This is a genomic window from Mesorhizobium sp. B2-1-3 (genome assembly GCF_006442495.1).
Taxonomy (GTDB): domain Bacteria; phylum Pseudomonadota; class Alphaproteobacteria; order Rhizobiales; family Rhizobiaceae; genus Mesorhizobium.
In genome coordinates this window covers 114273-137500 of record NZ_VFWL01000018.1, presented here as the reverse complement: position 1 = coordinate 137500, position 23228 = coordinate 114273, and the positions used below count along the sequence as shown (strand labels likewise).

Annotated in this window: 23 protein-coding genes (1 of these 23 only partly in view); 5 read left to right on the top strand and 18 right to left on the bottom strand. The window is 64.2% G+C overall.

Annotated elements, in window-relative coordinates:
- Positions 1-1131, top strand: partial view of a M23 family metallopeptidase gene (locus FJ973_RS25010; RefSeq protein WP_181170954.1) — the 3' portion only. 840 nt of this gene lie to the left of the window's left edge; 1131 of the gene's 1971 nt are visible here — the last part of the coding sequence; its start codon lies off the left edge, out of view; its stop codon occupies positions 1129-1131.
- Between the two features lie 17 nt (positions 1132-1148).
- On the opposite strand, the gene FJ973_RS25005 is transcribed toward FJ973_RS25010, so the two are convergent.
- Positions 1149-2702, bottom strand: a complete 1554-nt coding sequence (locus FJ973_RS25005; protein ID WP_140558178.1) for an MFS transporter — start codon at positions 2700-2702, stop codon at positions 1149-1151.
- Positions 2703-2886: 184 nt separating this feature from the next.
- On the opposite strand from FJ973_RS25005, the gene FJ973_RS25000 reads away from it, so the two are divergent.
- Positions 2887-3519, top strand: coding sequence for a TMEM175 family protein (locus tag FJ973_RS25000; RefSeq protein ID WP_140513832.1), 633 nt, complete (start codon positions 2887-2889; stop codon positions 3517-3519).
- 113 nt (positions 3520-3632) lie between these two features.
- Here the strand turns inward: FJ973_RS25000 and FJ973_RS24995 are convergent, their stop codons facing one another.
- The 9 genes from FJ973_RS24995 to FJ973_RS24955 form a co-directional block, all read right to left on the bottom strand.
- Positions 3633-5123 (bottom strand): L,D-transpeptidase family protein, encoded by a 1491-nt coding sequence (locus FJ973_RS24995; protein WP_140558176.1) that lies wholly within the window; start codon positions 5121-5123, stop codon positions 3633-3635.
- Positions 5124-5379: 256 nt separating this feature from the next.
- Positions 5380-5739 carry an MmcQ/YjbR family DNA-binding protein gene (locus FJ973_RS24990; protein WP_140500941.1) on the bottom strand — a complete coding sequence of 120 codons (360 nt, stop codon included), beginning with the start codon at positions 5737-5739 and terminating at the stop codon, positions 5380-5382.
- 61 nt (positions 5740-5800) lie between these two features.
- Positions 5801-8407 carry an ATP-dependent chaperone ClpB gene (gene clpB / locus FJ973_RS24985; protein WP_140500939.1) on the bottom strand — a complete coding sequence of 869 codons (2607 nt, stop codon included), beginning with the start codon at positions 8405-8407 and terminating at the stop codon, positions 5801-5803.
- Between the two features lie 219 nt (positions 8408-8626).
- Positions 8627-9574 carry a DUF4167 domain-containing protein gene (locus FJ973_RS24980; RefSeq protein ID WP_140558174.1) on the bottom strand — a complete coding sequence of 316 codons (948 nt, stop codon included), beginning with the start codon at positions 9572-9574 and terminating at the stop codon, positions 8627-8629.
- Positions 9575-9878: 304 nt separating this feature from the next.
- Positions 9879-10751 (bottom strand): peptide chain release factor N(5)-glutamine methyltransferase, encoded by an 873-nt coding sequence (gene prmC, locus FJ973_RS24975; protein WP_140500927.1) that lies wholly within the window; start codon positions 10749-10751, stop codon positions 9879-9881.
- On the bottom strand, positions 10744-11823 hold the full coding sequence (gene prfA, locus FJ973_RS24970; RefSeq protein ID WP_140558173.1) for a peptide chain release factor 1: 1080 nt from the start codon (positions 11821-11823) through the stop codon (positions 10744-10746). The genes prmC and prfA overlap by 8 nt, the downstream gene beginning before the upstream one ends.
- A gap of 10 nt (positions 11824-11833) precedes the next feature.
- A complete protein-coding gene (ptsP, locus tag FJ973_RS24965; protein WP_140558171.1) occupies positions 11834-14104 on the bottom strand; it encodes a phosphoenolpyruvate--protein phosphotransferase in 2271 nt (756 codons plus the stop codon).
- An 80-nt stretch (positions 14105-14184) separates the two neighbouring features.
- Positions 14185-15438, bottom strand: a complete 1254-nt coding sequence (locus FJ973_RS24960) for an aspartate kinase (RefSeq protein WP_140500924.1) — start codon at positions 15436-15438, stop codon at positions 14185-14187.
- 208 nt (positions 15439-15646) lie between these two features.
- Positions 15647-16219 carry a putative glycolipid-binding domain-containing protein gene (locus FJ973_RS24955; RefSeq protein ID WP_140558169.1) on the bottom strand — a complete coding sequence of 191 codons (573 nt, stop codon included), beginning with the start codon at positions 16217-16219 and terminating at the stop codon, positions 15647-15649.
- Between the two features lie 214 nt (positions 16220-16433).
- Between FJ973_RS24955 and ubiG the strand changes: the two genes are divergently transcribed.
- Entirely contained in the window at positions 16434-17183 is a 750-nt protein-coding gene (gene ubiG, locus FJ973_RS24950; protein ID WP_140558167.1) for a bifunctional 2-polyprenyl-6-hydroxyphenol methylase/3-demethylubiquinol 3-O-methyltransferase UbiG, read from the top strand.
- A 6-nt stretch (positions 17184-17189) separates the two neighbouring features.
- Here ubiG and FJ973_RS24945 read toward each other — a convergent pair whose 3' ends face one another.
- Positions 17190-18104: a DMT family transporter gene (locus tag FJ973_RS24945; RefSeq protein ID WP_140558166.1), complete on the bottom strand. Its 915-nt coding sequence runs from the start codon at positions 18102-18104 to the stop codon at positions 17190-17192.
- A gap of 98 nt (positions 18105-18202) precedes the next feature.
- Between FJ973_RS24945 and FJ973_RS24940 the strand changes: the two genes are divergently transcribed.
- Positions 18203-18688 (top strand): MarR family transcriptional regulator, encoded by a 486-nt coding sequence (locus FJ973_RS24940; protein ID WP_140558165.1) that lies wholly within the window; start codon positions 18203-18205, stop codon positions 18686-18688.
- Between the two features lie 4 nt (positions 18689-18692).
- Here the strand turns inward: FJ973_RS24940 and FJ973_RS24935 are convergent, their stop codons facing one another.
- The 4 genes from FJ973_RS24935 to FJ973_RS24920 are packed head-to-tail and all read right to left on the bottom strand — an operon-like array spanning position 18693 to position 21083.
- Positions 18693-19118 (bottom strand): DUF1178 family protein, encoded by a 426-nt coding sequence (locus tag FJ973_RS24935; protein WP_140558163.1) that lies wholly within the window; start codon positions 19116-19118, stop codon positions 18693-18695.
- Positions 19115-19975: a carbon-nitrogen hydrolase family protein gene (locus FJ973_RS24930; RefSeq protein ID WP_140558162.1), complete on the bottom strand. Its 861-nt coding sequence runs from the start codon at positions 19973-19975 to the stop codon at positions 19115-19117. The genes FJ973_RS24935 and FJ973_RS24930 overlap by 4 nt, the downstream gene beginning before the upstream one ends.
- 10 nt (positions 19976-19985) lie before the next feature.
- Positions 19986-20255 carry a glutaredoxin 3 gene (gene grxC, locus FJ973_RS24925; RefSeq protein WP_140500918.1) on the bottom strand — a complete coding sequence of 90 codons (270 nt, stop codon included), beginning with the start codon at positions 20253-20255 and terminating at the stop codon, positions 19986-19988.
- A gap of 27 nt (positions 20256-20282) precedes the next feature.
- Positions 20283-21083 (bottom strand): ComF family protein, encoded by an 801-nt coding sequence (locus tag FJ973_RS24920; RefSeq protein ID WP_140558187.1) that lies wholly within the window; start codon positions 21081-21083, stop codon positions 20283-20285.
- Positions 21084-21148: 65 nt separating this feature from the next.
- Between FJ973_RS24920 and FJ973_RS24915 the strand changes: the two genes are divergently transcribed.
- Complete coding sequence (locus FJ973_RS24915; RefSeq protein ID WP_140558160.1) at positions 21149-22021, top strand: methyltransferase domain-containing protein; 873 nt, start codon at positions 21149-21151, stop codon at positions 22019-22021.
- A 33-nt stretch (positions 22022-22054) separates the two neighbouring features.
- On the opposite strand, the gene FJ973_RS24910 is transcribed toward FJ973_RS24915, so the two are convergent.
- The 3 genes from FJ973_RS24910 to FJ973_RS24900 form a co-directional block, all read right to left on the bottom strand.
- Positions 22055-22234: a Flp family type IVb pilin gene (locus FJ973_RS24910; protein ID WP_140500916.1), complete on the bottom strand. Its 180-nt coding sequence runs from the start codon at positions 22232-22234 to the stop codon at positions 22055-22057.
- Between the two features lie 109 nt (positions 22235-22343).
- Positions 22344-22658: a hypothetical protein gene (locus FJ973_RS24905; RefSeq protein ID WP_140500915.1), complete on the bottom strand. Its 315-nt coding sequence runs from the start codon at positions 22656-22658 to the stop codon at positions 22344-22346.
- A 145-nt stretch (positions 22659-22803) separates the two neighbouring features.
- Positions 22804-23226 carry a (deoxy)nucleoside triphosphate pyrophosphohydrolase gene (locus tag FJ973_RS24900; RefSeq protein WP_140525450.1) on the bottom strand — a complete coding sequence of 141 codons (423 nt, stop codon included), beginning with the start codon at positions 23224-23226 and terminating at the stop codon, positions 22804-22806.
- Positions 23227-23228 lie beyond the last annotated feature (2 nt).

The window sequence follows — 23228 nt, the reverse complement described above, 5'->3', positions numbered from 1 at the left end:
GATCTCGCCATCACGGAAGCCTTCGCAGATTCGGGCTATACGGGCGAGGACGCCGCCGGCATGGCCGAGGCGATCACCAAGCTCTTGAACGCCCCGGCGCTCAAGGCTGGAACCGTGCTGCGTGTTGGTCTCGAGGTCCATGGCGACGCCGCCAAGGTCGTGCGCACCAGCGTCTACGATCGGACCCAGCATATCGTCACCATCGCGCTCGACGATCGCGGCCAGTATGTGCCGGCGCAGGAACCGGAGCCCAATCCGGAGTTGCTGACGGCGTTCGATGATTCGTCGGCGCCAGTGGTGGTGCGCGGCAACCTGCCCAACGTCTATGACGGCATCTACCGCGCCGCCTATTCCTACGGCATGTCCAAGGCCATGACGCAGCGGCTCATCAAGCTGTTGGCTTCCGATGTCGACTTCCAGTCCCGCCTCAATCCGGCCGACCGTCTCGAAGTGCTGTTCTCGCAGCCCGACGGCGACGACCAGACCTCGGACAATTCCGAACTGCTTTACGTCTCGGCGACCTTCGGCGGTCAGACGCGCAATTTCTACCGCTTTCAGATGCAGGACGGCAGCACGGATTATTTCGACGAGGACGGCTCGAGCGCCCAGCAGTTCCTGCTGCGCAATCCGTTGCCGGCCGGAAAGTTCCGCTCCGGCTTTGGCGCGCGCAGGCACCCGATCCTCGGCTATGTCCGCATGCATACCGGCGTCGACTGGGCAGCCCCCATCGGCACGCCGATCATCGCCGCGGGCAATGGCGTCATCGAGAAGGTCGGCTGGGCCGGCGGCTATGGCAAGCAGATCATCATTCGCCATGCCAACGGCTATGAGACCTCCTACAATCACCAGAGCGCTTTTGCCAAAGGCATCGAACCGGGCGTTCACGTCCGCCAAGGCCAGACCATCGGCTATCTCGGCCAGACCGGCCTCGCCACCGGCCCGCATCTTCACTACGAGCTGATCGTCAATGGCACCAAGGTCGATCCGATGCGCGTCCGCCTGCCGGTCGGCAAGGTGTTGAAGGGCGAGGACCTTGTTGCCTTCAAGCGTGAACGCGAGCGCATCGACGACCTGCTGAAGCAGGAAGACAGTGATTCGCTGAAGGTCGCGAGCGCCAAGATCGAAGGATAGTTCCTTCGATCCACCCGTCAGTCGCGAGGGTTTTCGGCGGGCCGGCGCCATGGCAATGATTCGCCTGAAATCGTCATCCAGGCGATGACAGCCGAAAGCAGGCAAAGCAGCGCCGTTACAAAGGAAACAGCCGAGAATGCGGCGTCGCTAGCGGCAAGCCGTGCGGCGTCGACAGCCGGAGCCAGTCCGGTCGTCGCCGGTTCACCGAACCCCGGCACGCCGGGCAAGGCGCTGCCATCCAGGGCCTTCGCGTAGACCCAGGCGGCAAGCGACCCCATAGCCGCAACCGCAATCAGGCCGCCTATGCGCGAGACGGCATTGTTGATACCGGAGGCCGCGCCCGTATCCTTGTCTTCCACCGCCGTCATGATCGCGGTCGACAGCGGCGACACCACCAGCGCCATGCCGAACCCCATCAGCGCCATCAGCGGAAATGTTCCGGTCCAGAAATTGTGGATACCGGCATGCGTCAACAAGCCAAGCCCGGCGAAGGCGAAGGCAACCACCAGACTGCCGCTGGCGATCGGAAAACGCGGTCCGATCCGGTCGGACCACTGGCCGACAGGCCCAGACAGCAGTGCGATCAACGCAGACAGCGGCAGGAAGATGAAGCCGACCTCGGCCGTGCTCAGCCCCCAGCCGGCGATCAAAAGCATGGGCAGGTAGAAAAGATTGGCCGACAGCGCGAAATAGAGGAAGAAGGTCGCGAGATTGGCGCCGGCGAAGGCGCCGATGCGAAACAGATTGAGATCGATCATCGGCTCGCGCTGCCGGCGCTCGTAGAAAATGAAGACGAAAAGCAGGACCACGCCTGCAACGATTGCCGAACCCGACATGAATCCGGCAGCCTCCGCGTTCATCGCCGTCAGCCCGTAGGCCAGCAACCCGAAGGCCAGTGTCGCCAGCGCCGCGCCGCCAAGATCGAGGCTGCGCTTTTCGGTCGGCCGATCCGCCGGGATCTTGGCGAGCAGCAGGTAGATCGAAACCAGCCCAAGCGGCAGGTTGATGGCAAATATCGCACGCCAGATTCCATTGCCAAGGGTCGACAGCACGAAACCGCCCAGCACCGGACCGAGTGCCGTGGTCAGCGCCGAAGCGGCGGCCCAGATGCCGATTGCGCGGCCGCGCTCCTTTTTCGGATAGGCCTTGGCAATGATGGCAAGGCTGCCCGGCACCATGATCGCCGCGCCGACGCCCTGGATTGCGCGAAACGCGATCAGCACCGCCGGATTGGGCGCCAGCGCGCAGGCCAATGAAGCGGCGATGAACAGCGCGATGCCGGCGACGAAGGCGCGGCGCAGGCCGAAGCGGTCGCCCGCAGCACCGCCGGCAAGGATGAGCGCCGAAAGCGTCAGCGCATAGGCATTGGATATCCACTGCGCTTGCGCCAGGCTGGCGCCGAGATCGACGCGGATTGCCGGCGTGGCGATGGCAAGGATCGAACCGTCGATGAAACCAAGCGCTGAAGCCAGGATCGTGGCGATCAGCACATAGCGCCGCTGCGACTGCGGGCAGAACGTACCGTTGGCGGTCGGCGGCGGGACGGCAGCGGCTTTGCTCGGTGCATGCATGCAACCTGCATAAACCCGCGGCGCGCCCGCAACAACCAGCCAGCGGTCCCGGTGGTTGAAACCAGCTGCGCAGCCACCTGGCCGCATTGGCAGGTGCCGGCCCACGCAGGTGCAAACAAGCGCCGGCATGCTAAGCTTTCACGCGGCATCGGACGGGAGCCGATCAGACAGGGGGAGAAAATCGATGAAGCGACCGCTCGAACCATCCCAGTCCGGGCTCCACCGCGTCGTCGGGCTGACCGACGGCGTCTTCGCCATCGCGCTGACCCTGATCGTTCTGGAGATTCGTGTACCGACGCACGAGGCGATCCATTCCGAAGGCGATCTCCTCGACGCCGTCCTGGCCTTGGCGCCGCGCTTCCTGACCTATGCGCTTTCCTTCCTGACGCTGACCATCTTCTGGTTCGGCCAGCAGGCGCAGCATGGGTTGATCACCAGATCCGACAGGCGGCTGGCAACGCTCAATTTGTGCTTTCTCGCCTTTATCGCCCTGCTGCCGTTCTCGACCGATCTTCTGGCCGACTTCCTCGAATTCAGAACCGCGGTCGCCGTCTATTGGCTCAATCTGCTGATGCTCGGCGTCACCCTGATCGCCAGCTGGCGCTATGCGGAGAAAAATGGCCTTCTGGCGGATGATGTCGACGTCGAAACGAAACGCACGGTCTACCTGCGCATCGTCAAGGCGCAGCTTCTGTGGGCGGTCGGCGCCCTGCTCTGTCTGGTCACCCCGCTGCTCAGCGTCGGCTTCATTCTCATGGTGCAGCTGATTTATGCCGCGACACCGAGCGCGAAATGGTTGCGCAGGATAATCGGGTAGAGCAATTCCAGGAAAAACGTGGCGGTTTCCCGGGAAAAGCGCGCAGCGCTGGAGCGGCTCGGAAGTCCATCGAACACTGAACCGCTCTAACCAGCGACGAACGCCGCATCGTCTCAGTCGACGAATTCCACCGTCACACCGGGCGAAACCAGCTTGGCCAGTTCGCGGGCATCCCAATTGGTTAGTCGCACGCAACCATGGCTTTCGGTCTTGCCGATCTTCGAGGGATCCGGCGTGCCATGGATGCCGTAGGTCGGCTTGTCCAACGCGATCCACACCGAGCCGACAGGGCCATTCGGGCCGGGCGGAATGGTCAGGACCTTATTGTTCTCGCCCTGTTTGAAATTGATGTTGGGGTTGTAAGTGTAGTTCGGATCGAGCGCGACACGGGACACGGCATGAATGCCGGACGGCGACGGCGTGTCGGACGAGCCGATGGTGGCGGGATAGGCCGCGACCAGCTTGCCCGCCGTATCATAGGCAAAGACCTCTTTCTTGCCCTTGTCGGCGACGATACGAGCCACCGGCGACGACACCAGTCTGCCGAAATTGGCAACCTTGATGATCGTTCCGGGACGGTTGAAATTGGCCTCCGGGTTGAGCGCCTTGAGATAGTTCTCGTCCATGTGGAAGCGCTCGGCAAGCGCTTCCGTGACCGACGTATAGCCCATGCGGTCGAGCTGCGCCTTCTGGCTGTAATCTTCCGGGATCGACGCAACATAGGGACCGGCCGCATCCTCCGGTGTGATCGTGTAGTTGGCCAAGGCATCGCCGCCCGATTGTGCAAGGGCCGCCTGGATGCCGACGGCGTCGGTCGATCGCAGATTGCTGCCGGTGATCTGGTTGTAGGCAGCCAGCGCCTTGTCGACATTCGAACCGAAGCGCCCGTCGATGACGCCAGGCGAAGCGCCGCCGCGATCAAGCAGCACCTGCAGAGCCGCGACATCCTGGCGTGCTCCGAGCGAAAGCGACGGGTCGACCACAGTCTTGCCGCCTGCTTTCGGCGGTAATCCCGCTTCGTCTGCAGGCGCCGGCTGCGCGGCGGGAGCCGTGGGCTGGACCGGCTCTATCGAGGCCTCGTTCAGCGGCTGGCGCTTGACGGAGGGCGGCGTTGCCGGCTGGGGCGCTTCCGGATAGTTGTCGTCGTAGACGCCGTCGCCGCCGGGGGCCGGCGGGTAGGCCTCGACGGAATTGTCGCCATAGGGATCATATTCCTGGACGGGCGGCGCGATGACCCGGCCTTCGTCTTCCATCTGCCTGCGGCGGAAGCGTGCCATGTCTTCCGGATCGTCGAGATAGTAGCGGTCGTCGTCGGCGGGAACGCGGCCGAGTTCGCGCAGCCGTGTCTCGCGGCGCAGCGCGCGTCGGTCGAGCCTGGTCTGCGGCGGTTGGATGGCGACGACCTTGCCCGTGTCCGCATCGACGATGACGCGGTTGCCCCTGGCGTCGTAATAGATGTCGAGATTGCCGTCCTGGGCCAGCAGGATGCCGCCGTCAGCGGGGCGGACGACCCGCGGCGAAGCGTCCTCAGTCGGCGCGGCGAACGCGCTTGAAAACGCCAGTCCGGCCGCAAGTGCCGAAAGGGTGAAGATCGTCCGCAACATCGTGGGCAAACTCTCCGGTCCGTAATTGCCGTCGCCGGCGGCTTTCGCGCGTAGCGAGTCCTTCGCCAGCGAACCACCGCCCGACCATAAGGTTCCAATATGAACCGGGCATGAAGATGGCGGTTTTCCGGCGCCTCGACGAATATCAGCTAAATGCATATTATCCAAAAGCGGCCCGGTTTGGGGCGAAAGATATGCATAGAACAAAAAGCTAAAGCGCGTCGCCTGAATCCGTCGAGCGTGACGCGCTTTAGCCTCAGGCAAGTCCCAGTTCCTTTCGCGCCTGCTTCGTCAACTTCAGGGCGACAAGACGATGGCTCTCGCGCAGGTAATCCTTCAGCGCGCCATCATCCATGCTCTGGCTTGTCTGGCGCTGGATCCATTTCATGCCGCGCGAGGCAAGATAGGGTGCGGGCCGCAAGCCCGGCTGCTCCTTCAGCACATCATAGGCAATGTCGGAGCATTTGAAGGTGATGAAAGGATCGCGGCCCTCGCTCCAGCCGCCGATGGCAAAGACCTTGGCGCCGACCTTCCAGACATGGGCGCCGCCCCACTGGACGACATGCGATGTGGCGGGCAGCGAGGCGCAGAAGCCGTTATAGTCGTCCAGCGTCATGCGTGCTCCTGCCGAAAGACGCGGAAAAGCCGCGCGCCCGTCCTGGGCGCGCGGCGTTCAATCAGGCTGCCGCTTCGGTCGCGACGACCGTCGGCTTCGAACGGAAATTCAACCGGTCGGAGCCAGCGGTCACCTTGACGGTCGAGCCGTCGAGGATCTCGCCGAGCAGGATCTTCTCAGCCAGCGGATCCTGCAGGTCTTTCTGCATCACCCGCTTTAACGGCCGCGCGCCATAGGCAGGGTCGTAACCCTTGGATGCCAGCCAGTCGATCGCCTCCTGGTCCAGCGACAGCGTGATCTTGCGGTCGACCAGCAGGTTTTCCAGCCGCTTGAGCTGGATTTCGACGATGCGGCCCATATCCTGCCGGCGCAGCCGATGGAACAGGATCACCTCGTCGACGCGGTTGAGGAACTCCGGCCGGAACGACGCCTTGACGACGTTCATCACTTCGTCGCGAACCTGGTCGACATCCTGGTCCTCGCCGAGATTGACCAGGTATTCGGCGCCGAGGTTCGACGTCATGATGATCAGCGTGTTGCGGAAGTCGACCGTGCGGCCCTGCCCATCGGTGAGCCGGCCGTCGTCGAGCACCTGCAGGAGCACGTTGAACACGTCGGGATGCGCTTTCTCGATCTCGTCGAACAGCACGACCTGATAGGGCCGGCGCCGCACCGCTTCGGTCAGCGCGCCGCCTTCCTCATAACCGACATAGCCGGGAGGCGCGCCGATCAATCGGGCAACCGAATGCTTCTCCATGAACTCCGACATGTCGATGCGCACCATCGCGCTCTCGTCGTCGAACAGGAAGTTCGCCAGCGCCTTGGTCAGTTCGGTCTTGCCAACGCCGGTCGGGCCGAGGAACATGAACGAGCCGATCGGCCGGTTCGGATCCTGCAGGCCGGCGCGAGCGCGCCGCACTGCCTTGGAAACCGCTTGCACCGCCTCGCCCTGGCCGACGACGCGCTTGCCGATCTCGTCTTCCATGCGCAACAGCTTGTCGCGCTCGCCTTCCAGCATCTTGTCGACCGGAATTCCGGTCCAGCGCGAGACGATGTGGGCGACATGATCGGGCGTGACCACTTCCTCGACCATGCCAGCCTTGCCGTCCTGGGCCTCGGCTTCCTTCAGCTTCTTTTCCAGTTCCGGGATCTTGCCATAGGCAAGCTCGCCGGCGCGCTGGAACTCGCCCTTGCGCTGGGCGATGGCCAGTTCGTTGCGCGCCTCGTCAAGTTGCTTCTTGAGATCGGCGGCGAGCCCGAGCTTCTGCTTCTCTGCCTGCCATTTCGAGGTCATCTCGGTCGATTCCTCCTCAAGGCTAGCGAGGTCCTTCTCGAGCCGGGCAAGCCTGTCCTTCGAAGCCTCGTCCTTCTCGACCTTCAGCGCTTCGCGCTCGATCTTGAGCTGCATGATGCGGCGGTCGATCTCGTCCAGCGCTTCGGGCTTGGAGTCGACCTGCATGCGAAGCCTCGAAGCGGCTTCGTCGACGAGGTCGATCGCCTTGTCCGGCAGGAACCGGTCGGCGATGTAGCGGTTGGACAGCGTCGCCGCCGCGACCAGCGCCGAATCGGAAATGCGCACCTTGTGGTGCTGTTCGTATTTCTCCTTCAGGCCGCGCAGGATGGAGACCGTGTCCTCCACCGTCGGCTCCTCGACGAAGACCGGCTGGAAGCGGCGGGCGAGTGCGGCATCCTTCTCCACATGCTTGCGGTATTCGTCGAGCGTGGTGGCGCCGACGCAGTGCAGTTCGCCGCGCGCCAGCGCCGGCTTCAGAAGGTTGGACGCATCCATGGCGCCGTCCGCCTTGCCGGCGCCGACCAGGGTGTGCATCTCGTCGATGAACAGGATGATCCCGCCGGCAGCGGCAGTGACCTCGGAAAGCACGGCCTTCAGCCGCTCCTCGAACTCACCGCGATATTTGGCGCCGGCGATCAGCGCGCCCATGTCGAGCGCCATCAGCTGCTTGTCCTTCAGCGATTCCGGCACGTCGCCATTGACGATACGCAGCGCCAGGCCTTCTGCAATCGCCGTCTTGCCGACGCCCGGCTCGCCGATCAGCACCGGATTGTTCTTGGTGCGGCGCGACAGCACCTGGATGGTGCGGCGGATCTCGTCGTCGCGGCCGATGACCGGATCGAGCTTGCCGGCGCGGGCATCGGCGGTGAGATCGCGCGCGTATTTCTTCAGCGCGTCATAGCCCTGTTCGGCATTCGCCGAATCGGCGGTGCGGCCCTTGCGGACATCGTTGATCACCTGGTTGAGCGCCTGCGCGGTAACGCCGGCCTTGGCCAGTATGTCTGATGTCTTGGCCGATTTCTCGACTGCAAGCGCCGTCAGCAGCCTTTCGACCGTGACGAAGCTGTCGCCGGCCTTCTTGGCCAGTTCCTCGGCCGTCGAAAACACCTTGGCCAACGGCTGTGCCAGATAGAGCTGGCCGTTGCCGCCCTCCACCTTGGGCATCGCTTCGAGTGCCGTCTCGATGCCGAGCTTGACGTCGCGGACGCTGCCGCCGGCGCGCTCGATGAGCGACGCAGCCAGACCCTCGTCGTCATCGACGAGCACTTTCAGGATATGTTCGGGGGTGAATTGCTGGTGGTTGCGCGAGAGCGCCATGGTTTGCGCGGATTGGATGAAGCCGCGCACGCGCTCCGAGTATTTCTCGAGATTCATACCTGTCTCCTTCCATCACCGGCCCGCTTTGCGGCACCGGATCAGTTTGCGGTGACGGACCCGCCCGTGAGAGCCGGATCCAGTTGAGGCTGATATGGTGCGCAACCCGCGAACCCTCAAGACGTCTCGATGGCTGCGAAAGCATAATATTCCACGGCCGCGCAAAACGAAAACGGCGGAGATTTCTCTCCGCCGTTCAATGCATGGAAGCGTCGCCGCTCAGTTGTCGATGTCGGCGACCGCGGTGTCGGCGTTGCCATTGTCCGTCGGCGCCGCGACCACCTCGCCAGCGTCGGCATTGTCGTTGCCGCTGGTGATCTGGTCGGCATTGCCGCGCGGGCGGCGCGGACGCCTCGGACGACGGCTGGGACTAGTCTCCGCGGCCGTCTCATTGAGTTCGGCCTGGGCTGCGAGCCCGGCCGGCGACAGGTTCTCGAACAGCGGCGCCGCCTGCTCGACCGGCGCGGCGGATTCGGCTGGCGTGACGGCCTCGGCCTGTTCGGCCGTCTCGTTGCGCTGCTGCTGGGCACCCTGCTCGGCGGACGAACCATAATCGCCGCGCTGGCTGTTCTGGCCATAGCCGCCATTGGGGCGGCGGTCGCGATGGCGTCCGCCATTGTTGTCGCGGCCGCCACTGTTGCGCCCGCCATTATTATCACGATCGCGATTATCACGATCGCGGCCGTTTTCCCGGTTCAGCGCGACTTCGGCCGGCATGCCTTCGATAACCGGCTGCGGACCCGCGCCGTGGTTGATCACCGGAACCGGCGCATCCGCAACGTTGTTGCCGGCGTTGCCGACATTGTCGAACTCGTCGCGATCCTCATCGCCATCATCGTCGAATTCGTCGCGATTCTGCTGGACGTTCTGGATCGGCATCTGCGCCTGCGCGGCGGCAATGATGCGATTATAGTGCTCGGCGTGCTGGAGATAGTTCTCCGCCATCACCCGGTCGCCGGAGCTTTGCGCATCACGGGCAAGGGTGGCGTACTTTTCAGCGATCTGCTGAGCAGACCCACGGATCTTCACGTCCGGGCCGTTGCTCTCGTAGTTGCGCGTCAGGGGATTTGGCCCCTTGCGGTTGTTGTTATTGTTATTGTTGTTGTTGCCGCCGCCGCCATTGTTGTTGCGACCGCGCATGCGCCTGTTCTGCTGTTGTGGCCTCATTCGACTCTCTTCATATTGAAATTTTCGAAAACTCTTCACGAACGGTGGCGCTCATGCAGCCAGCCGTTTCGTTTCTTCACCGGCGTTCGCCCGCATCAATTGCGTTGGCGCCACGTGCCATCCTGTTCCGGTTACATCACTTGCCGGACGATTCCCGCACGAAGCTTGGGCGTCGTTTGCGCAAGAAGGCAGCTATTTCCAAGGAAAACCGAATCGCTAAGAGCACTGCCTGCTTCGTCTCATCCGGTTAACGCGACCCTAGCCGCATTCCCCGGCATTGCCAAGCGGTTTTTTTCGCACTGCGTCAAGGCTTTCCCCGTTGAAAGACAAGAACCCTGTCGTTTCCGCCGAGGTCGCCGAACGCACCAGCGACCGCATAGCCGGACGAGCGAAATATAGCGGTGACCTCGATGTGCTGTGTGTAGCCGATCTCGACCGCAATCCTGCTTCCGGCTTCTAGAAACTTAGCCGCCTCAGCGGCGATGACCCTGTAAGGGGCCAACCCATCCGCGCCGCCATCCAGGGCCAGGCGCGGGTCGAAATCCCGGACTTCATCCTGCAGATTTCCGATGTCCTCCGATCGTATATAGGGAGGGTTTGCGACAATTACATGGTATCGACCAGAAACTTTTTCAAACCAGTCGGACAGCAGCGCCGTGAACCGGTCGCCAAGCCCCAATTGCGCGGCATTGCGCGTTGCCGTCCTCAACGCCCCTTCCGAGAAGTCGACCCCGGTGGCAATCGCTGCCGGCACGGCGCTGAGCAGCGCCAGCGCGATGGCTCCGCTGCCGGTTCCCAGATCGAGGATGCGGCACTCGCCCTCGCGCATGACGGTTGCCCTGACAAAGGGCAGTATGGCCTCGACCAGCGTTTCGGTGTCGGGCCGCGGCTCCAGCGTTTCCGGCGACAGCGACAGCCGCAACCCGTAGAACTCCCGATAGCCCAGGATGCGGTGCACGGGCTCGCCGCCCGCGCGGCGCCTCAAGGCGCGGTCGATCTGGACAAGAGCGGCGGCATCGACCGCATGTTCGGGATCGGCAATGGCCTGCGTGCGGGTCGTACCTGAAAAGTGCTCCACGATCAGTCTTGCATCGAGCGCCGGATTATCGACCGCCGCCAAGCGCGCTCGCGCTGCCCGCAGCAGCGGCCCCAGCGCCTGGGGCAAAGGATCAGCCATCAAGACCGATATCGGCGAGCAGCTTCGACTGGTGATCGGCGATCAGAGCGTCGATGACTTCGTCGAGTTCGCCCATCATCACCCGGTCGAGCTTGTAGAGCGTCAGGTTGATGCGATGATCGGTGACGCGGCCTTGCGGAAAATTGTAGGTGCGGATGCGTTCCGAGCGGTCGCCGGAGCCGACCTGCGACTTGCGCGATTCCGAGCGCTCCTCATCGGCCTTGCTGCGTTCCAGGTCGTAGAGCCGGGCCCGCAGGATCTGCATGGCCTTGGCCCGGTTCTGGTGCTGCGATTTCTCCGCCTGCACCACCATGATGCCGGTCGGCAAATGGGTGATGCGCACTGCCGAATCGGTGGTGTTGACGTGCTGGCCGCCCGAGCCCGACGCGCGCATCGTGTCGATGCGGATGTCTTCGGCCCGGATGTCGATGTCGACTTCCTCCGCCTCCGGCAGCACGGCCACCGTGGCCGCCGAGGTGTGAATGCGTCCGCTGGCCTCGGTCGCGGGCACGCGCTGCACCCGGTGGACGCCGGACTCGAATTTCAGATGCGCGAAAACCCCCTTGCCGGAAACCGTGGCGATGATTTCCTTATAGCCGCCGGCATCGCCCTCGCTGGCCGATACCGTCTCGAACCGCCAGCCACGCGAAGCGGCATAGCGCTCATACATGCGAAACAGGTCGCCGGCGAACAATGCTGCCTCGTCGCCGCCGGTGCCGGCGCGGATTTCCAGGATGGCGTTCTTGTCATCGGCCGCATCCCTGGGCAAGAGCAGGATCTGGATGTCCTTCTGCAACGCCTCAATGCGCTCATCGACGCCTGGCAGGTCGGCCTCGGCGAGCGCTCGCATCTCGGCATCGGTGCCCTTGTCGGCGAGCATCGCCTCGAGATCGGCCTGCTCCTGCTCGGCCGCACGCAAGGCTCTGACTTTGGCCACCATCTCCTGGAGCTCGGCATATTCCGATGCCATCTTCACATAGGCATCCGGCGCCGGGCCGGCCGACATCTGCGCTTCGAGCATCTCGAAACGCTTGACGACTTGATCCATGCGGTCGCGGGGAAGGGAGATCATTGCAAAGGTGCTATAACGGAATTGAGCGGTCGTCGGCAAAGGCCTGCAGCAGCGCCCGCATCGGCAGCCCCTGGACCGGCGCCATCAGATTGTCGTCAAAGAACGCTTTCAACGCCTCCAGCGGCAATTCGGTCAGCATCGCCTTGACCGGACCGATCGAAGCGGGCGACATCGAGATAGAACGGAAACCGAGGCCGACCAGCGCCATTGCCGAGATCGGCTTGCCGGCGAGTTCGCCGCAGAGTGTGACGGGCGTGTGGTTGCGGGCACCGGCATCGGCGATGGTCTTGAGCACCCGCAGGAACGGCGTCGACAACGTGTCGAAGCGATCGGAAAGCTGCGTGTTGCCGCGGTCGACCGCCATCACGAACTGGAACAGGTCGTTCGAGCCGACCGAGACGAAGTCGACCGCCTTCATCAACTCGTCAAGCTGGAACAGGAGGGACGGCACCTCCAACATTGCCCCGAGCTTGAGGCTGGTCGGCAAATGATGGGCAAAGCGCGACAGATGCCGCACCTCGCGGTCGATGATTTCGCGCGCCTGGGCGATCTCGCCGAGCTCGGTGACCATCGGCAGCATCAGCTTGAGCTCCCGCCCGCCGCAGGCTTTCAGCAGGGCGCGGATCTGGGTGCGCAGCAATCCCGGACGGTCCAGCGTCAGGCGGATCGCCCGCCAGCCGAGCGCCGGGTTCTCTTCCTGGATGGCGCCTTTGAAATAGGGCAGCACCTTGTCGCCGCCGATATCGATGGTGCGGAAGGTGACCGGCTTGCCGCGCGCGGCATCGAGCACGTCGCGGTAGAGCCGCTCCTGCGCCTCGGCACGGGGAAAGGTCGAGGCGACCATGAATTGCAATTCGGTGCGGAACAGGCCGATCCCGGCGGCACCCGATTCGGCCAGTTGCGGCAGGTCGACTGCAAGCCCGGCATTCATCAAAAGGTCGACCGCAACGCCATCCTTGGTCACCGACGGCTTCTTGCGCAGTTCGCGGTAGACTTCCTGCCGGCGCGCCCGGAACCGCACCTTTTCGGCATAGGCGGCTTCGAGATCCGACTGCGGACGAAGATGAATCGCGCCTTCCTCACCGTCGACGATGATGGCATCGCCGTTTTCCGCCATGGAAACGGCGCCCTTCATCTGCCCGGCGACGGGAATGCCCATGGCGCGCGCGACGATGACGACGTGGCTGGTGGCGGCGCCATCCTCGAGCACCAGTCCGCGCAATTTGTCCCGGGGGTAGTCGAGCAGTTCGGCGGCGCCCATCGAGCGGGCGACAATGATGGCATCCTTCGGCAGCGAGGCCGCGACATCGTCAGGCCCGCGTCCCATCAGCTGGCGCAGAAGCCGGTTGGCGAGGTCGTCGAAATCGCTCATCCGCTCGCGCAGATAAGGATCGGTCATGTGCAGCATGCGCGCGCGCATGTCGCTCTGCACCTTTTCGACCGCGGCTTCCGCCGTCAGGCCGTTGCGGATCGCCTCTTCCAGCCGCCGGACCCAGCCGCGGTCGTTGGCGAACATGCGGTAGGCTTCCAGCACCTGGCGATGCTCGCCCTCGAAGGCGACGTCGCGGCGCTCGAGCATGTCGTCGATGGAAAGCCTGAGCGAGCCGAGCGATGCCTCGAGCCGGCGGACTTCCTCTTCGCTGTCCTCGTTGAACAGGTTGGTGACGACGATGCGCGGTTCGTGCAGCACGACATGGCCGAGCCCGACGCCCTCGTTGAACGACAGGCCGGTGAAGCTGACCGGGCGGCGCAGGTCGAGCTCGAGGCCGGGCCGCGTCAGCCGCGCCAGATCGCCGGTGGCGATCATCTCGGCGATGACCATGGCGGTGGTTTCCAGCGCCTCGACCTCGTCGTCGCGATAGTGGCGCATGGTCTTGTTCTGCACCACCAGCACGCCCAGCGTGCGCCCTGCCCTGAGCACCGGCACGCCGAGGAAGGAATTGTAGATCTCTTCCCCGGTTTCCGGCAGGTAGGCGAAGGCCGGATGTTCCTGCGCATTGGACAGGTTGAGCGGCCGCGCGCTGGCGGCAATCGTGCCGACCAGACCTTGCCCCAGCCTGAGCTGCGCCAGGTGCACCGCGTTCGGGTTCAGGCCTTCGGTGGCGTAGAGTTCGAGCACGGAATCGGCGCGCAGCACATAGAGCGAGCACACTTCGGCGACCATGTTGGAGGCGATGTCGCGCACGATGCGGTCGAGCCGCTCCTGCGGCTCCAGCGGCTCCTGCATGAGCTCGCGGAGCCGTTTCAGCAGAACGCGCGGGCCACTGGCCGGGTCACGCATCGCGGCTTCTTCTCCAATAGGCTTCTTGCCGGCGCAGTTTCGGCCGCCGCCGGCACGCACGCAACAACTGATTCAGTCTGCTACTGCTTATCCAGACCGTAGACGGAATGCAAAGTGCGAACCGCGAGTTCCGTGTAAGGACCGTCGATCAGTATCGAAATCTTGATCTCGGAGGTGGTGATGGCGCGGATGTTGATCGCCTTGTCGGCCAGCGCCTTGAAGGCGGTGGCGGCAACGCCGGCATGGCTTCTCATGCCGATGCCGATGACCGAGACCTTCGACATGCCGGCTTCCGACTGCACGACGTCGTAGCCTACATCGGCCTTCAGCCGGTCGAGCACGGCCAGCGCTTTGTCCACGTCTCCGGAGGGCACCGTGAAGGTCATGTCGGTAAGCTTGCCGTCCTCGGAAATGTTCTGGACGATCATGTCTACGTTGATGTTGGCCTCGGCCAGCGGCCCGAAGATGCCGGCGGCAACGCCCGGCCGGTCACCGACACGGCGCAGCGAAATCTGCGCCTCGTCCTTGGCATAGGCAATTCCGGTGACGACCTGCTGTTCCACGATTTCTTCCTCGTCGCAAATAAGCGTTCCGGGCGGATTGAGCAAATCCCCCATTCCGGGCGCGTCGGGATCGTCGAAGGACGACCGCACGAAGGTACGCACCCTGTGCACCATGGCAAGCTCGACCGATCGCACCTGCAGAACCTTGGCGCCGAGCGAGGCCATTTCAAGCATTTCCTCGAACGATATCTTGGCCAGCCGCCGCGCCTTGGGCTCGATGCGTGGATCGGTGGTGTAGACGCCGTCGACGTCGGTATAGATGTCGCAGCGGTCGGCTTTGACGGAGGCCGCGATCGCCACCGCGCTGGTGTCGGAGCCGCCACGACCAAGCGTTGCGATGCGGTTGTCCGGTCCGATGCCCTGGAAACCTGCGATGACGGCCACCTGGCCCTCGCCGAAGCGTTTGACCAGGAAAGCGCCGTCGATGTCGAGGATGCGTGCCGCGCCATGCGCGTTGTCGGTCTTGATCGGGATCTGCCAGCCCTGCCAGGAGCGGGCGTGCACGCCCATGTTCTGCAAGGTGATCGCCAGGAGGCCTGCCGTCACCTGCTCGCCGGACGCGACGACGGCATCATATTCGCGCGCGTCGTGCATCGGCGAGGCCTCGCGCGTCCAGCCGACCAGTTCGTTGGTCTTGCCGGCCATCGCCGAGACCACCACCGCCACCTCGTGACCGGCATCGACCTCCCGTTTGACGTGACGCGCCACATTGCGGATGCGGGCGATGTCGGCGACGGAGGTTCCGCCGAATTTCATCACGATGCGCGCCATGGAAGCGAAATGCCTTTGACTGAAGCCGGCTCTGCGCCGAAAAACCGAGGAAAGCGCCCGGCTGGCGCCGGCCGCTGAATGCGCGGCCTCCTTAGCCAAAACATCCAGGCTTCGCAAGCGACGGCTCATAAGAAGAGCGCCGCGCGGGCTGAACGGTAACTTCATTTTGCGCAGGGCCCAACCGGCAAGGCTCACACGGCGACGGGCGTCAGCCCAGGCGCACGATGCTTTTCCACAAATGCGGATAGTCGAGCACGAAGCCGAGTGGAGAGACCTCCAGCACCGCCTCATAGCCGAAAGCCGGCGCGGCATAGGCGTAGCGGGCCGCGTCGAGGCGCCGGTAGGCCTGGTCGAGCCGCGTCATTCTGAGCTCGGGAAAGGCCAGATAGGCGGCCGGTGCCGGCGTCGCCTCGCCGACGGCGAGCGCGAACCGGCGGATCGCCAGGAGGTTCGAAGCCGGCGTGAAGCCGAGATCGACGTCGATCAGGCCGGCCACCTCCGGCTGCGGCTCGCCATCCAGCGTCCAGGAGCCGTCAGTATGGCGCTCGATCCCCATGGAAAGCTCTTGCGGGCCGAGAAAGCCCTCGATACGTGCCGAGCGCGTGTGCCAGCCGGCATCGCAATCCACCTCGTAGGCGATGCAACACGGCTTGTCGTCTTGCAGGAAGATGGCCTGCCCCTTCAGGCCGTGCCCGCCGGGCCGCTGCGAGAGCATGCAGGAATCGTGACCTTCAAGGTCGAGCCTGCGCCAAAGGATCGATGCGGTCTGAATCACGGCCATCTCCTTTTCTCAACACGATTTTCCTTTTTTCGCACGCCGCCGCTTTTTTTGTTTCGGCCGAGGTGCTCCCTGAGCTGACACGTCCTGACAGGGCGCCGCCGGCAATAGAGGGCGCTTGTCGGCGGTGCCGGCCTCGCACTGTCAGCAGGCGAAAATGCAGCCTTGACTTTCCCTCCCCCACGCCCGACTTGCTAGCGTCCGAGGAGACCAATCGATGCCAGAGCCCCGACGATCGACGATCGATGCCGGAGAAGTGGAGCGCTTTTCCGCCCTTGCCGCCGAATGGTGGAACCCGAACGGCAAGTTCCGGCCGCTGCACAAGTTCAACCCCATCCGGCTTGCCTACATACGCGACCAGGTGGCAACGCGCTTCGGCCGCGATCCGCGCGCGGCACGGCCATTCGAGGGCCTGCGCTTTCTCGACATCGGTTGCGGCGGCGGCCTGCTGTGCGAGCCGATGGCGCGGCTTGGCGCCGAAGTGGTCGGCGCCGATGCTTCCGCCACCAATATCGAAGTGGCCAAATTGCACGCCGCCGAAGTTGGCGTGACGATCGACTACCGCGCCACCACGGCCGAGGACCTGGCCGACGCCGGCGAAAAATTCGACGTTATCCTCAATATGGAAGTGGTCGAGCATGTCGCCGACATCGACCTGTTCGTCGCCAAATGCGGCGAGATGGTCAAGCCCGGCGGCATCATGTTCGTGGCCACGATCAACCGCACGCTGAAGGCGCTAGGGCTGGCCATCATCGGCGCCGAATATGTGCTGCGCTGGCTGCCGCGCGGCACTCATCAGTTCGGCAAGCTGGTGCGCCCGGAAGAGCTGGAAAAGGCGCTCAGCGGCGCCGGCCTGACCGTCATCGACCGCACCGGCGTCGTCTACCACCCGCTTGCCGACCGCTGGCAGCGGTCGAAAGACATGGACGTCAACTACATGGTGCTGGCGGAAAAGGGCACGGTCTGAACCGGCTCACGCCGCCTGACTCTGCGCCTTCGCGCTGGGCCGGCTTTGCGCCTTGGTGGTGATGAACACGCCGGCCGTGATGATGACAGCGCCTGCCCAGGTCAGCAGCTGATAGTGTTCGCCGAGGAAGATCGTGCCCGCGAACAGCCCGACGGCCGCCGCCACATAGCCGATCTGGCTGAGATAGACCGGGCCGCCCACCGCCTGCAGCCGGAAGAAGAAGGCAAACATTGCCGAAGCCGACGCCATCTGCGCGACGACCACAGGCGGTACCGCGCCCAGCGGAACAAACGCTTGCCAGCCGAAAAGCGTCAGGATGCCGAGGAGAAGCAAGGTCGCCGACGCCAGATGGCTGCCCACGGCAAGCTCGATCGGGCCGGTTCCTTCGGGCCAGTCGACGGTGCGGTAGATGTTGCCCGCGGCAAGGCTGACCGGGATCAGCAATCCGATCGTTACCCAGAAATAATCGGCCGGTTGGCCAGCTTCGCCGCGTGTGAGCGCGACCATGACCGCACCGATGAAGCCGACCGCAATGCCGATGACGCCGAGCAGGTTGGGGCGCCGAACGCCAAGCAAGATCGAGAACACGAGCGTGATCACCGGCGATAGCGTGAACATGATGCCCGTGTATCCCGCGCCGAGATGCGGGATGGCCGAAAACATCAAGAGGTTGGGAAAGGCATAGGACACCGCCGCCGTGACGAAGAAATAGCGCAGCTTGCGCGCCGTAAGCTTGATGCGCTCGCCACGCAGCAGGAGAGCCAGCAACAGCGCGCCGCCGGCGCCGAGCGAGATGACGAAGGCCCAGACCATGGCTGGAACGCCGGCGGCGGTCGCAAGCTTGCCGAACGGCAGCGTGAGGCCAAGCAGGCCGCCCGTCACGACCAACAGGCCAAGCGCCGAATCCCAGAGAAATTTCATCTGATGGTCCTCGTCATCGTCGCCGGCACTTGGCCGCCACTTCATTTTCCGATAAGATAACGAAAAGATTCTTAACGTCAAGATACATGGCAGAGTAGATGGACAGGGCGGCAAAGGCGATCGAACAATGGAACAGGGAGCGGCCGGACCTTGACGTCTCGCCGATGGGCGTGATCGGGCGGTTGAATGAAGCATCCTCGCTGATTGCCCGCGAGCGCCTCGCGCCGTTGTTTGCGCGCTATGGATTGCAGGCCGGCGAATTCGACGTGCTGGCGACGTTGCGCCGCTCGGGCGCGCCCTACGCGCTGACCCCGACCGCCCTTTACGAGGCGACGATGGTGACCTCGGGCGCCATGACCAACCGGCTCGACCGGCTCGAAACCTCAGGGTTGATCGTGCGCGGTCCGCACCCCAATGACCGGCGCGGCATCGTCGTGCGGTTGACTGAAAAAGGTCTCGCTTTGATCGACGAGGCCGTTACGGCCCACGTCGCCAACGAGCACGAGATTCTTTCCGGCCTGACGCAAGCCGAACGGGAAACGCTTTCGCGCCTGCTTGAAAAATTGATCGGCAGCGTAAGCTGACCGCTCAGTTCCGATCCTCCGGAAACACCGGGATCGGCATGAACTCGACGCCGTCCTCGGCCAGACTCTTGGCCTCCTCCAGCGTCGCCTCGCCATAGATGCCGCGCGGGTCGGTCTCGCCGAAATGGATCTTGCGCGCTTCCTCGGCGAATTTGTCGCCGACGTAATCGGCATTCTCGCGAACCTTCTCGGCCATTGCCTTCAGCTGCGCCAGCGCCTGCTTCTGCGCCTCGCCCATGGCGAGCGCTATCGTTTCCTGCTTGCGCGCCGTCGACACGGCCGGCGCCATCAGGGCTTTCTCCACCTTGTGCGAGCCGCAGGTCGGGCAATCGACGAAGCCACGCTTCTTCTGCGTGTCGAAATCGTCATTGCTGCGGAACCAGCCCTCGAACTCGTGATCGTTTTCGCAGATCAGGGAGAAGCGGATCAAGAGGCCGCTCCCCTGAGACGCGATGCCTCGGACGAACCGGCATTGATAGCGAAATCCCGCGCATTTTTCAGATTGGGGATCTTCTTGCGAGCCGCCAGCGACTGCGCGGAGTCGATCTCGGCGACGATCACCGCCGGCTCATTGTGCGCCGCCTCCGCGATGACGCGGCCCCACGGATCGACGATCAGCGAATGGCCATAGGTTTCGCGGCCGTCCTCGTGAAGGCCGCCTTGCGCAGCGGCCACGACATAGGCGCCGTTCTCGATGGCGCGGGCCCTGAGCAGCACGTGCCAATGCGCCTCGCCGGTTTGGCGAGTGAAGGCGGCGGGCACGGAAAGCAGGTCGGCGCCGGCTAGCGCCTCGGCGCGGAACAGTTGCGGAAACCGCAGGTCATAACAGACGGCAAAGCCCAGCTTGGCGCCTTCGATGGTCGTGACGACCGCCTCCGTGCCGGGCTCGTAGGTCGCGGATTCGCGCCAGCTCTCGCCATTGTCGAGATCGACGTCGAACATATGGATCTTGTCATAGGAGGCGAGCGTGGCGCCGTCCGGACCGAACAGCAGCGCCCGGTTGGCGAGCTTGCCGTCGGCGCGCAGGATGGCGGTCGAGCCGATATGCAGGTGGACGCCAAGTTCGCGGGCCAGTCGGCGGGCGGTCCCGACGATGATGTCCTTGTCCTCTGAGGTGAAAGACGCGGCCTTCTTGTCACGCACCAGCGCTCCGGTCATTTCCGGTGTCTGGATGTAGCTCGCCCCCTGGCCGGCTGCCTCGCGCACCAGCCGCTCGAGCTCGATTGCGTTGCGCTCCGGCCTCTCCCCCGAACGCATCTGGATCGCGGCCGCCTTGAAAACACCCATCGTCATATCCTCAATTCGTCGAGCCATTGGCGAGCAACTTGTCCAGTCGGCCTTGCGCCTCCAGCTCGTGGAGGTCGTCGCAGCCGCCGACATGCGTGTCGCCGACGAAAATCTGCGGAAAGGTTGTGCGGCCATGGGCGCGCGAAATCATCTCCTGGCGCAGTTCCGGTGAAAACGACGCGTCATGCTCCGTATAGGCGATGCCCTTGCGCTCGAGCAGCCGCTTGGCGGCCGTGCAGTAGCCGCACATCATGCGTGTATAGATGGTGACGTCGACCATGACGAATTTCCACTGTTTGTTGCCGACTTATATAGTCGTGAACTCGTCGGCCCGAAAGTCCCCCGGCAGCACGCGTGCGAAGGTCAGCACGTCGACGGCGCCGGCCCCTGCTTTTTTCAGCGCCTTGCTGGCGGCGCGAACCGTGGCGCCCGTGGTGTAGACGTCGTCGATCAAAAGCACGCGGCGGCCGGCGATCTCGATTTCCGCTTCAGCAGGCACGCGAAAGGCGGCCCGCACATTCTCCTCGCGGTCCTTGCGCTCCAGCCCGACCTGCTGGCGCGTGAGCTTGACACGCCGCATGGCCGAGGGTGCGAAAGACAGGCCGCTGAGCTCGCAGACCGCCCTCGCCAATTCCGCTGACTGGTTGAACCGCCGCCTGAAGAAGCGACGCCAGTGCAGCGGGACCGGCACCACCACATCCGCCTCGGCAATGAGGTCGGCGCCGGCGCGCAGCATCCAACGCGCCATCCACGGCGCCAGGTCGGTGCGATCCTGGTATTTCAGCCCCTGCACCATCTGGCGGGCGACGCCGGAATAGGCGACGGCCGCCCGCGCCCGCTCGAAGGGCGGCGGATCGGCGATCGCCTCGGCCGACAGAAAGCCCTCACCCATATGGTGGGTGAACGGCGTGCCCATCACCGGGCACCAGGGCCGCTCCAGGAGGCGCAGTTTCGGCCAGCAGGCGCCGCACAGAACGCCGGGCCGCGAGACATGCCTGCGGCAGCCGGCGCAGACAGGCGGGAACAGGATGCGCGCCGGCCAGTTCGCCGCCGACCGTGCAAGGTTCCTGATGTCCAGAGGCTTGATCTTGGGCATGGGATCGGCCACGTGGTGGGTGCTGTGCGCCACTATATCAACTCCATCGGGGAATGGACAAACAAGGATCTGCCCGTTTGCTGCCGATAATGGACACCTCACTGTGGCTGGCGCACAAGCGGCGCGCGCTCGATCATCCGGTCGGCGGCGCGGATTTCCTGATGCGGCGCAGTGCCGACGACCTTGCCGACCGGCTGGGTGCCGTGGAGCGCAGGTTTAGCAGGGCAGCGGTGCTGTTTTGCCAGACGTCGGCCGCAGCCGACATCCTCGCCGCGAGCGGCAAGGTGGCGGACATCGTCCGTGTCGAGGCGGATGCGGCTTTCCTGGGCGATTCCGCCGGCATGGTCGCGCCGCTGGAAACCGTGCCCTTCGAGCCGCAAAGCCTCGACCTGGCGGTGTCGCTCCTGTCGCTGCAGGCCATGAACGACATTCCCGGCATGCTGGTGCAGATCCGCCGTGCGCTGCGTCCGGACGGGCTTTTCCTCGGCGCCTTCGCCGGCGCCGGCACGCTCGGCGAATTGCGTGAAAGCCTGCTGGCGGCCGAGACCGAGCTTCACGGCGGCGCCAGCCCGCGCGTCATTCCGTTCACCGACGTTCGCGACGCGGGAGCGCTGCTGCAGCGCGCCGGCCTCGCTCTGCCGGTCGCCGATGTCGAGACGGTGACGGTGCGCTATGACAGTCTTTTCAACCTGATGGCCGATTTGCGCGCCATGGGCGAAACCAGCGCGCTTGCCGATCGCAGCCGGCGGCCGGGCACACGCCAGCTGTTCGCCCGCGCCGCGCAAATCTACGCCGAGCGGTTTTCGGATCCCGACGGCCGCATCCGCGCAAGCTTTTCGATGGTCTGGATGTCCGGCTGGGCGCCCGATGCATCGCAGCAAAAGCCGCTCAAGCCGGGTTCGGCCAAGATCTCGCTGAAGACTGTGTTGGAGCAGCCCAAGGGGCAATGATAGTGTCCGCGGACGCGGACGCGGACAGCCAGATCAGGGGGCGAAAGCGTTGGCAAGCCTGCTGCCATTGTCGCTGAACAGCCAGGTGATCGCGTTGAAGACCTGGCTGATGCCGCCGACGATCGTCAGCGACAGTACGGCGACGATCAAGCCGTATTCGACGGCCGTGGCGCCCTTTTCATCGTTCAGGAAACGCAGCAGCACTGTTTTCATCACGTCGATCCCTCTTGCCGGAACCATACCGCCGACCTGTTAAGAAAGGTTAACGGCACAGGCTTAATAGGCGATGAAACCGCCGCCTCTGAAAATGTCTTGGACCCGGTCAGCAGTCGCCGCTGGTCCGGCCGTCGGATCGGATGATGCAGACCGAATCGGGCTGCGGCTGAAGCACGCTGCGGCGCACCGTATAGGTATCGCGACGAGTGATCGAACCAGTGGCAGTCATGTCGAGACCGCTGGCAAAATTCCGAGCCGATTGCGAGCGCGTCTGGCTCTCGAGGAAGGGCGTTGCGATCAGGGCCAGCGCCACCGCGGCCGACCCGAACAGCAGCGTGACGCGCAGCACGCCCATGCCCGCATCCGCGGCGCGAAAACTGCGGTCGGGCCGGATCGAATCCCAATCCCTGTCTAGGCTCATGCTGTCGCTCCCCAGAAAATCGCCGGCACGGCCGCGACGAGGCAGCCTTGCATCAATTTTTCATGATGAGATAAATCTTCCATTAATGCTGGCTTATGCGCCCCGCAGCTCCGCTCAGCCACAGGCCGCTAGCGGTTCTGTTCGCCTACAGGAGGTCGATCAGGAACGGGATCAGCGGAGCGTCGGCCGGCGGCATCGGGTAGTCGCGCATCTGCCTGGGCCGCACCCATTTCAGCGCCTGCCCCTCCTTCGGCTGGGCGATGCCGCGAAAGCGGCGGCAGATGAAAAGCGGCATCAAAAGATGGAAATCGTCGTAGCTATGGCTGGCGAAGGTGAGCGGTGCCAGGCACGGGATGTCGGTCTCGATCCCGATCTCCTCATAGAGTTCGCGGATAAGGCATTGCTCCGGCGTCTCGCCGGGCTCGACCTTGCCGCCGGGAAACTCCCAGAGCCCGGCAAGCTGCTTGCCCTCGGGCCGCTGCGCCAGGAGCACGCGCCCGTCGGCGTCGACCAGGGCGCAGGCGGCGACCAGGAGCAGGCGCTTGCCGGCGATCGTCACATCATTCATGC

What these genes read in the sequence shown, in the direction of transcription:
- FJ973_RS25005 (WP_140558178.1), bottom strand. Translation starts at nt 2,702, where the DNA reads ATGCATGCACCGAGCAAAGCCGCTGCCGTCCCGCCGCCGACCGCCAAC.
- FJ973_RS25000 (WP_140513832.1), top strand. Translation starts at nt 2,887, where the DNA reads ATGAAGCGACCGCTCGAACCATCCCAGTCCGGGCTCCACCGCGTCGTC.
- FJ973_RS24995 (WP_140558176.1), bottom strand. Translation starts at nt 5,123, where the DNA reads ATGTTGCGGACGATCTTCACCCTTTCGGCACTTGCGGCCGGACTGGCG.
- FJ973_RS24990 (WP_140500941.1), bottom strand. Translation starts at nt 5,739, where the DNA reads ATGACGCTGGACGACTATAACGGCTTCTGCGCCTCGCTGCCCGCCACA.
- clpB (WP_140500939.1), bottom strand. Translation starts at nt 8,407, where the DNA reads ATGAATCTCGAGAAATACTCGGAGCGCGTGCGCGGCTTCATCCAATCC.
- FJ973_RS24980 (WP_140558174.1), bottom strand. Translation starts at nt 9,574, where the DNA reads ATGAGGCCACAACAGCAGAACAGGCGCATGCGCGGTCGCAACAACAAT.
- prmC (WP_140500927.1), bottom strand. Translation starts at nt 10,751, where the DNA reads ATGGCTGATCCTTTGCCCCAGGCGCTGGGGCCGCTGCTGCGGGCAGCG.
- prfA (WP_140558173.1), bottom strand. Translation starts at nt 11,823, where the DNA reads ATGATCTCCCTTCCCCGCGACCGCATGGATCAAGTCGTCAAGCGTTTC.
- ptsP (WP_140558171.1), bottom strand. Translation starts at nt 14,104, where the DNA reads ATGCGTGACCCGGCCAGTGGCCCGCGCGTTCTGCTGAAACGGCTCCGC.
- FJ973_RS24960 (WP_140500924.1), bottom strand. Translation starts at nt 15,438, where the DNA reads ATGGCGCGCATCGTGATGAAATTCGGCGGAACCTCCGTCGCCGACATC.
- FJ973_RS24955 (WP_140558169.1), bottom strand. Translation starts at nt 16,219, where the DNA reads ATGGCCGTGATTCAGACCGCATCGATCCTTTGGCGCAGGCTCGACCTT.
- ubiG (WP_140558167.1), top strand. Translation starts at nt 16,434, where the DNA reads ATGCCAGAGCCCCGACGATCGACGATCGATGCCGGAGAAGTGGAGCGC.
- FJ973_RS24945 (WP_140558166.1), bottom strand. Translation starts at nt 18,104, where the DNA reads ATGAAATTTCTCTGGGATTCGGCGCTTGGCCTGTTGGTCGTGACGGGC.
- FJ973_RS24940 (WP_140558165.1), top strand. Translation starts at nt 18,203, where the DNA reads ATGGACAGGGCGGCAAAGGCGATCGAACAATGGAACAGGGAGCGGCCG.
- FJ973_RS24930 (WP_140558162.1), bottom strand. Translation starts at nt 19,975, where the DNA reads ATGGGTGTTTTCAAGGCGGCCGCGATCCAGATGCGTTCGGGGGAGAGG.
- grxC (WP_140500918.1), bottom strand. Translation starts at nt 20,255, where the DNA reads ATGGTCGACGTCACCATCTATACACGCATGATGTGCGGCTACTGCACG.
- FJ973_RS24910 (WP_140500916.1), bottom strand. Translation starts at nt 22,234, where the DNA reads ATGAAAACAGTGCTGCTGCGTTTCCTGAACGATGAAAAGGGCGCCACG.
- FJ973_RS24905 (WP_140500915.1), bottom strand. Translation starts at nt 22,658, where the DNA reads ATGAGCCTAGACAGGGATTGGGATTCGATCCGGCCCGACCGCAGTTTT.
- FJ973_RS24900 (WP_140525450.1), bottom strand. Translation starts at nt 23,226, where the DNA reads ATGAATGATGTGACGATCGCCGGCAAGCGCCTGCTCCTGGTCGCCGCC.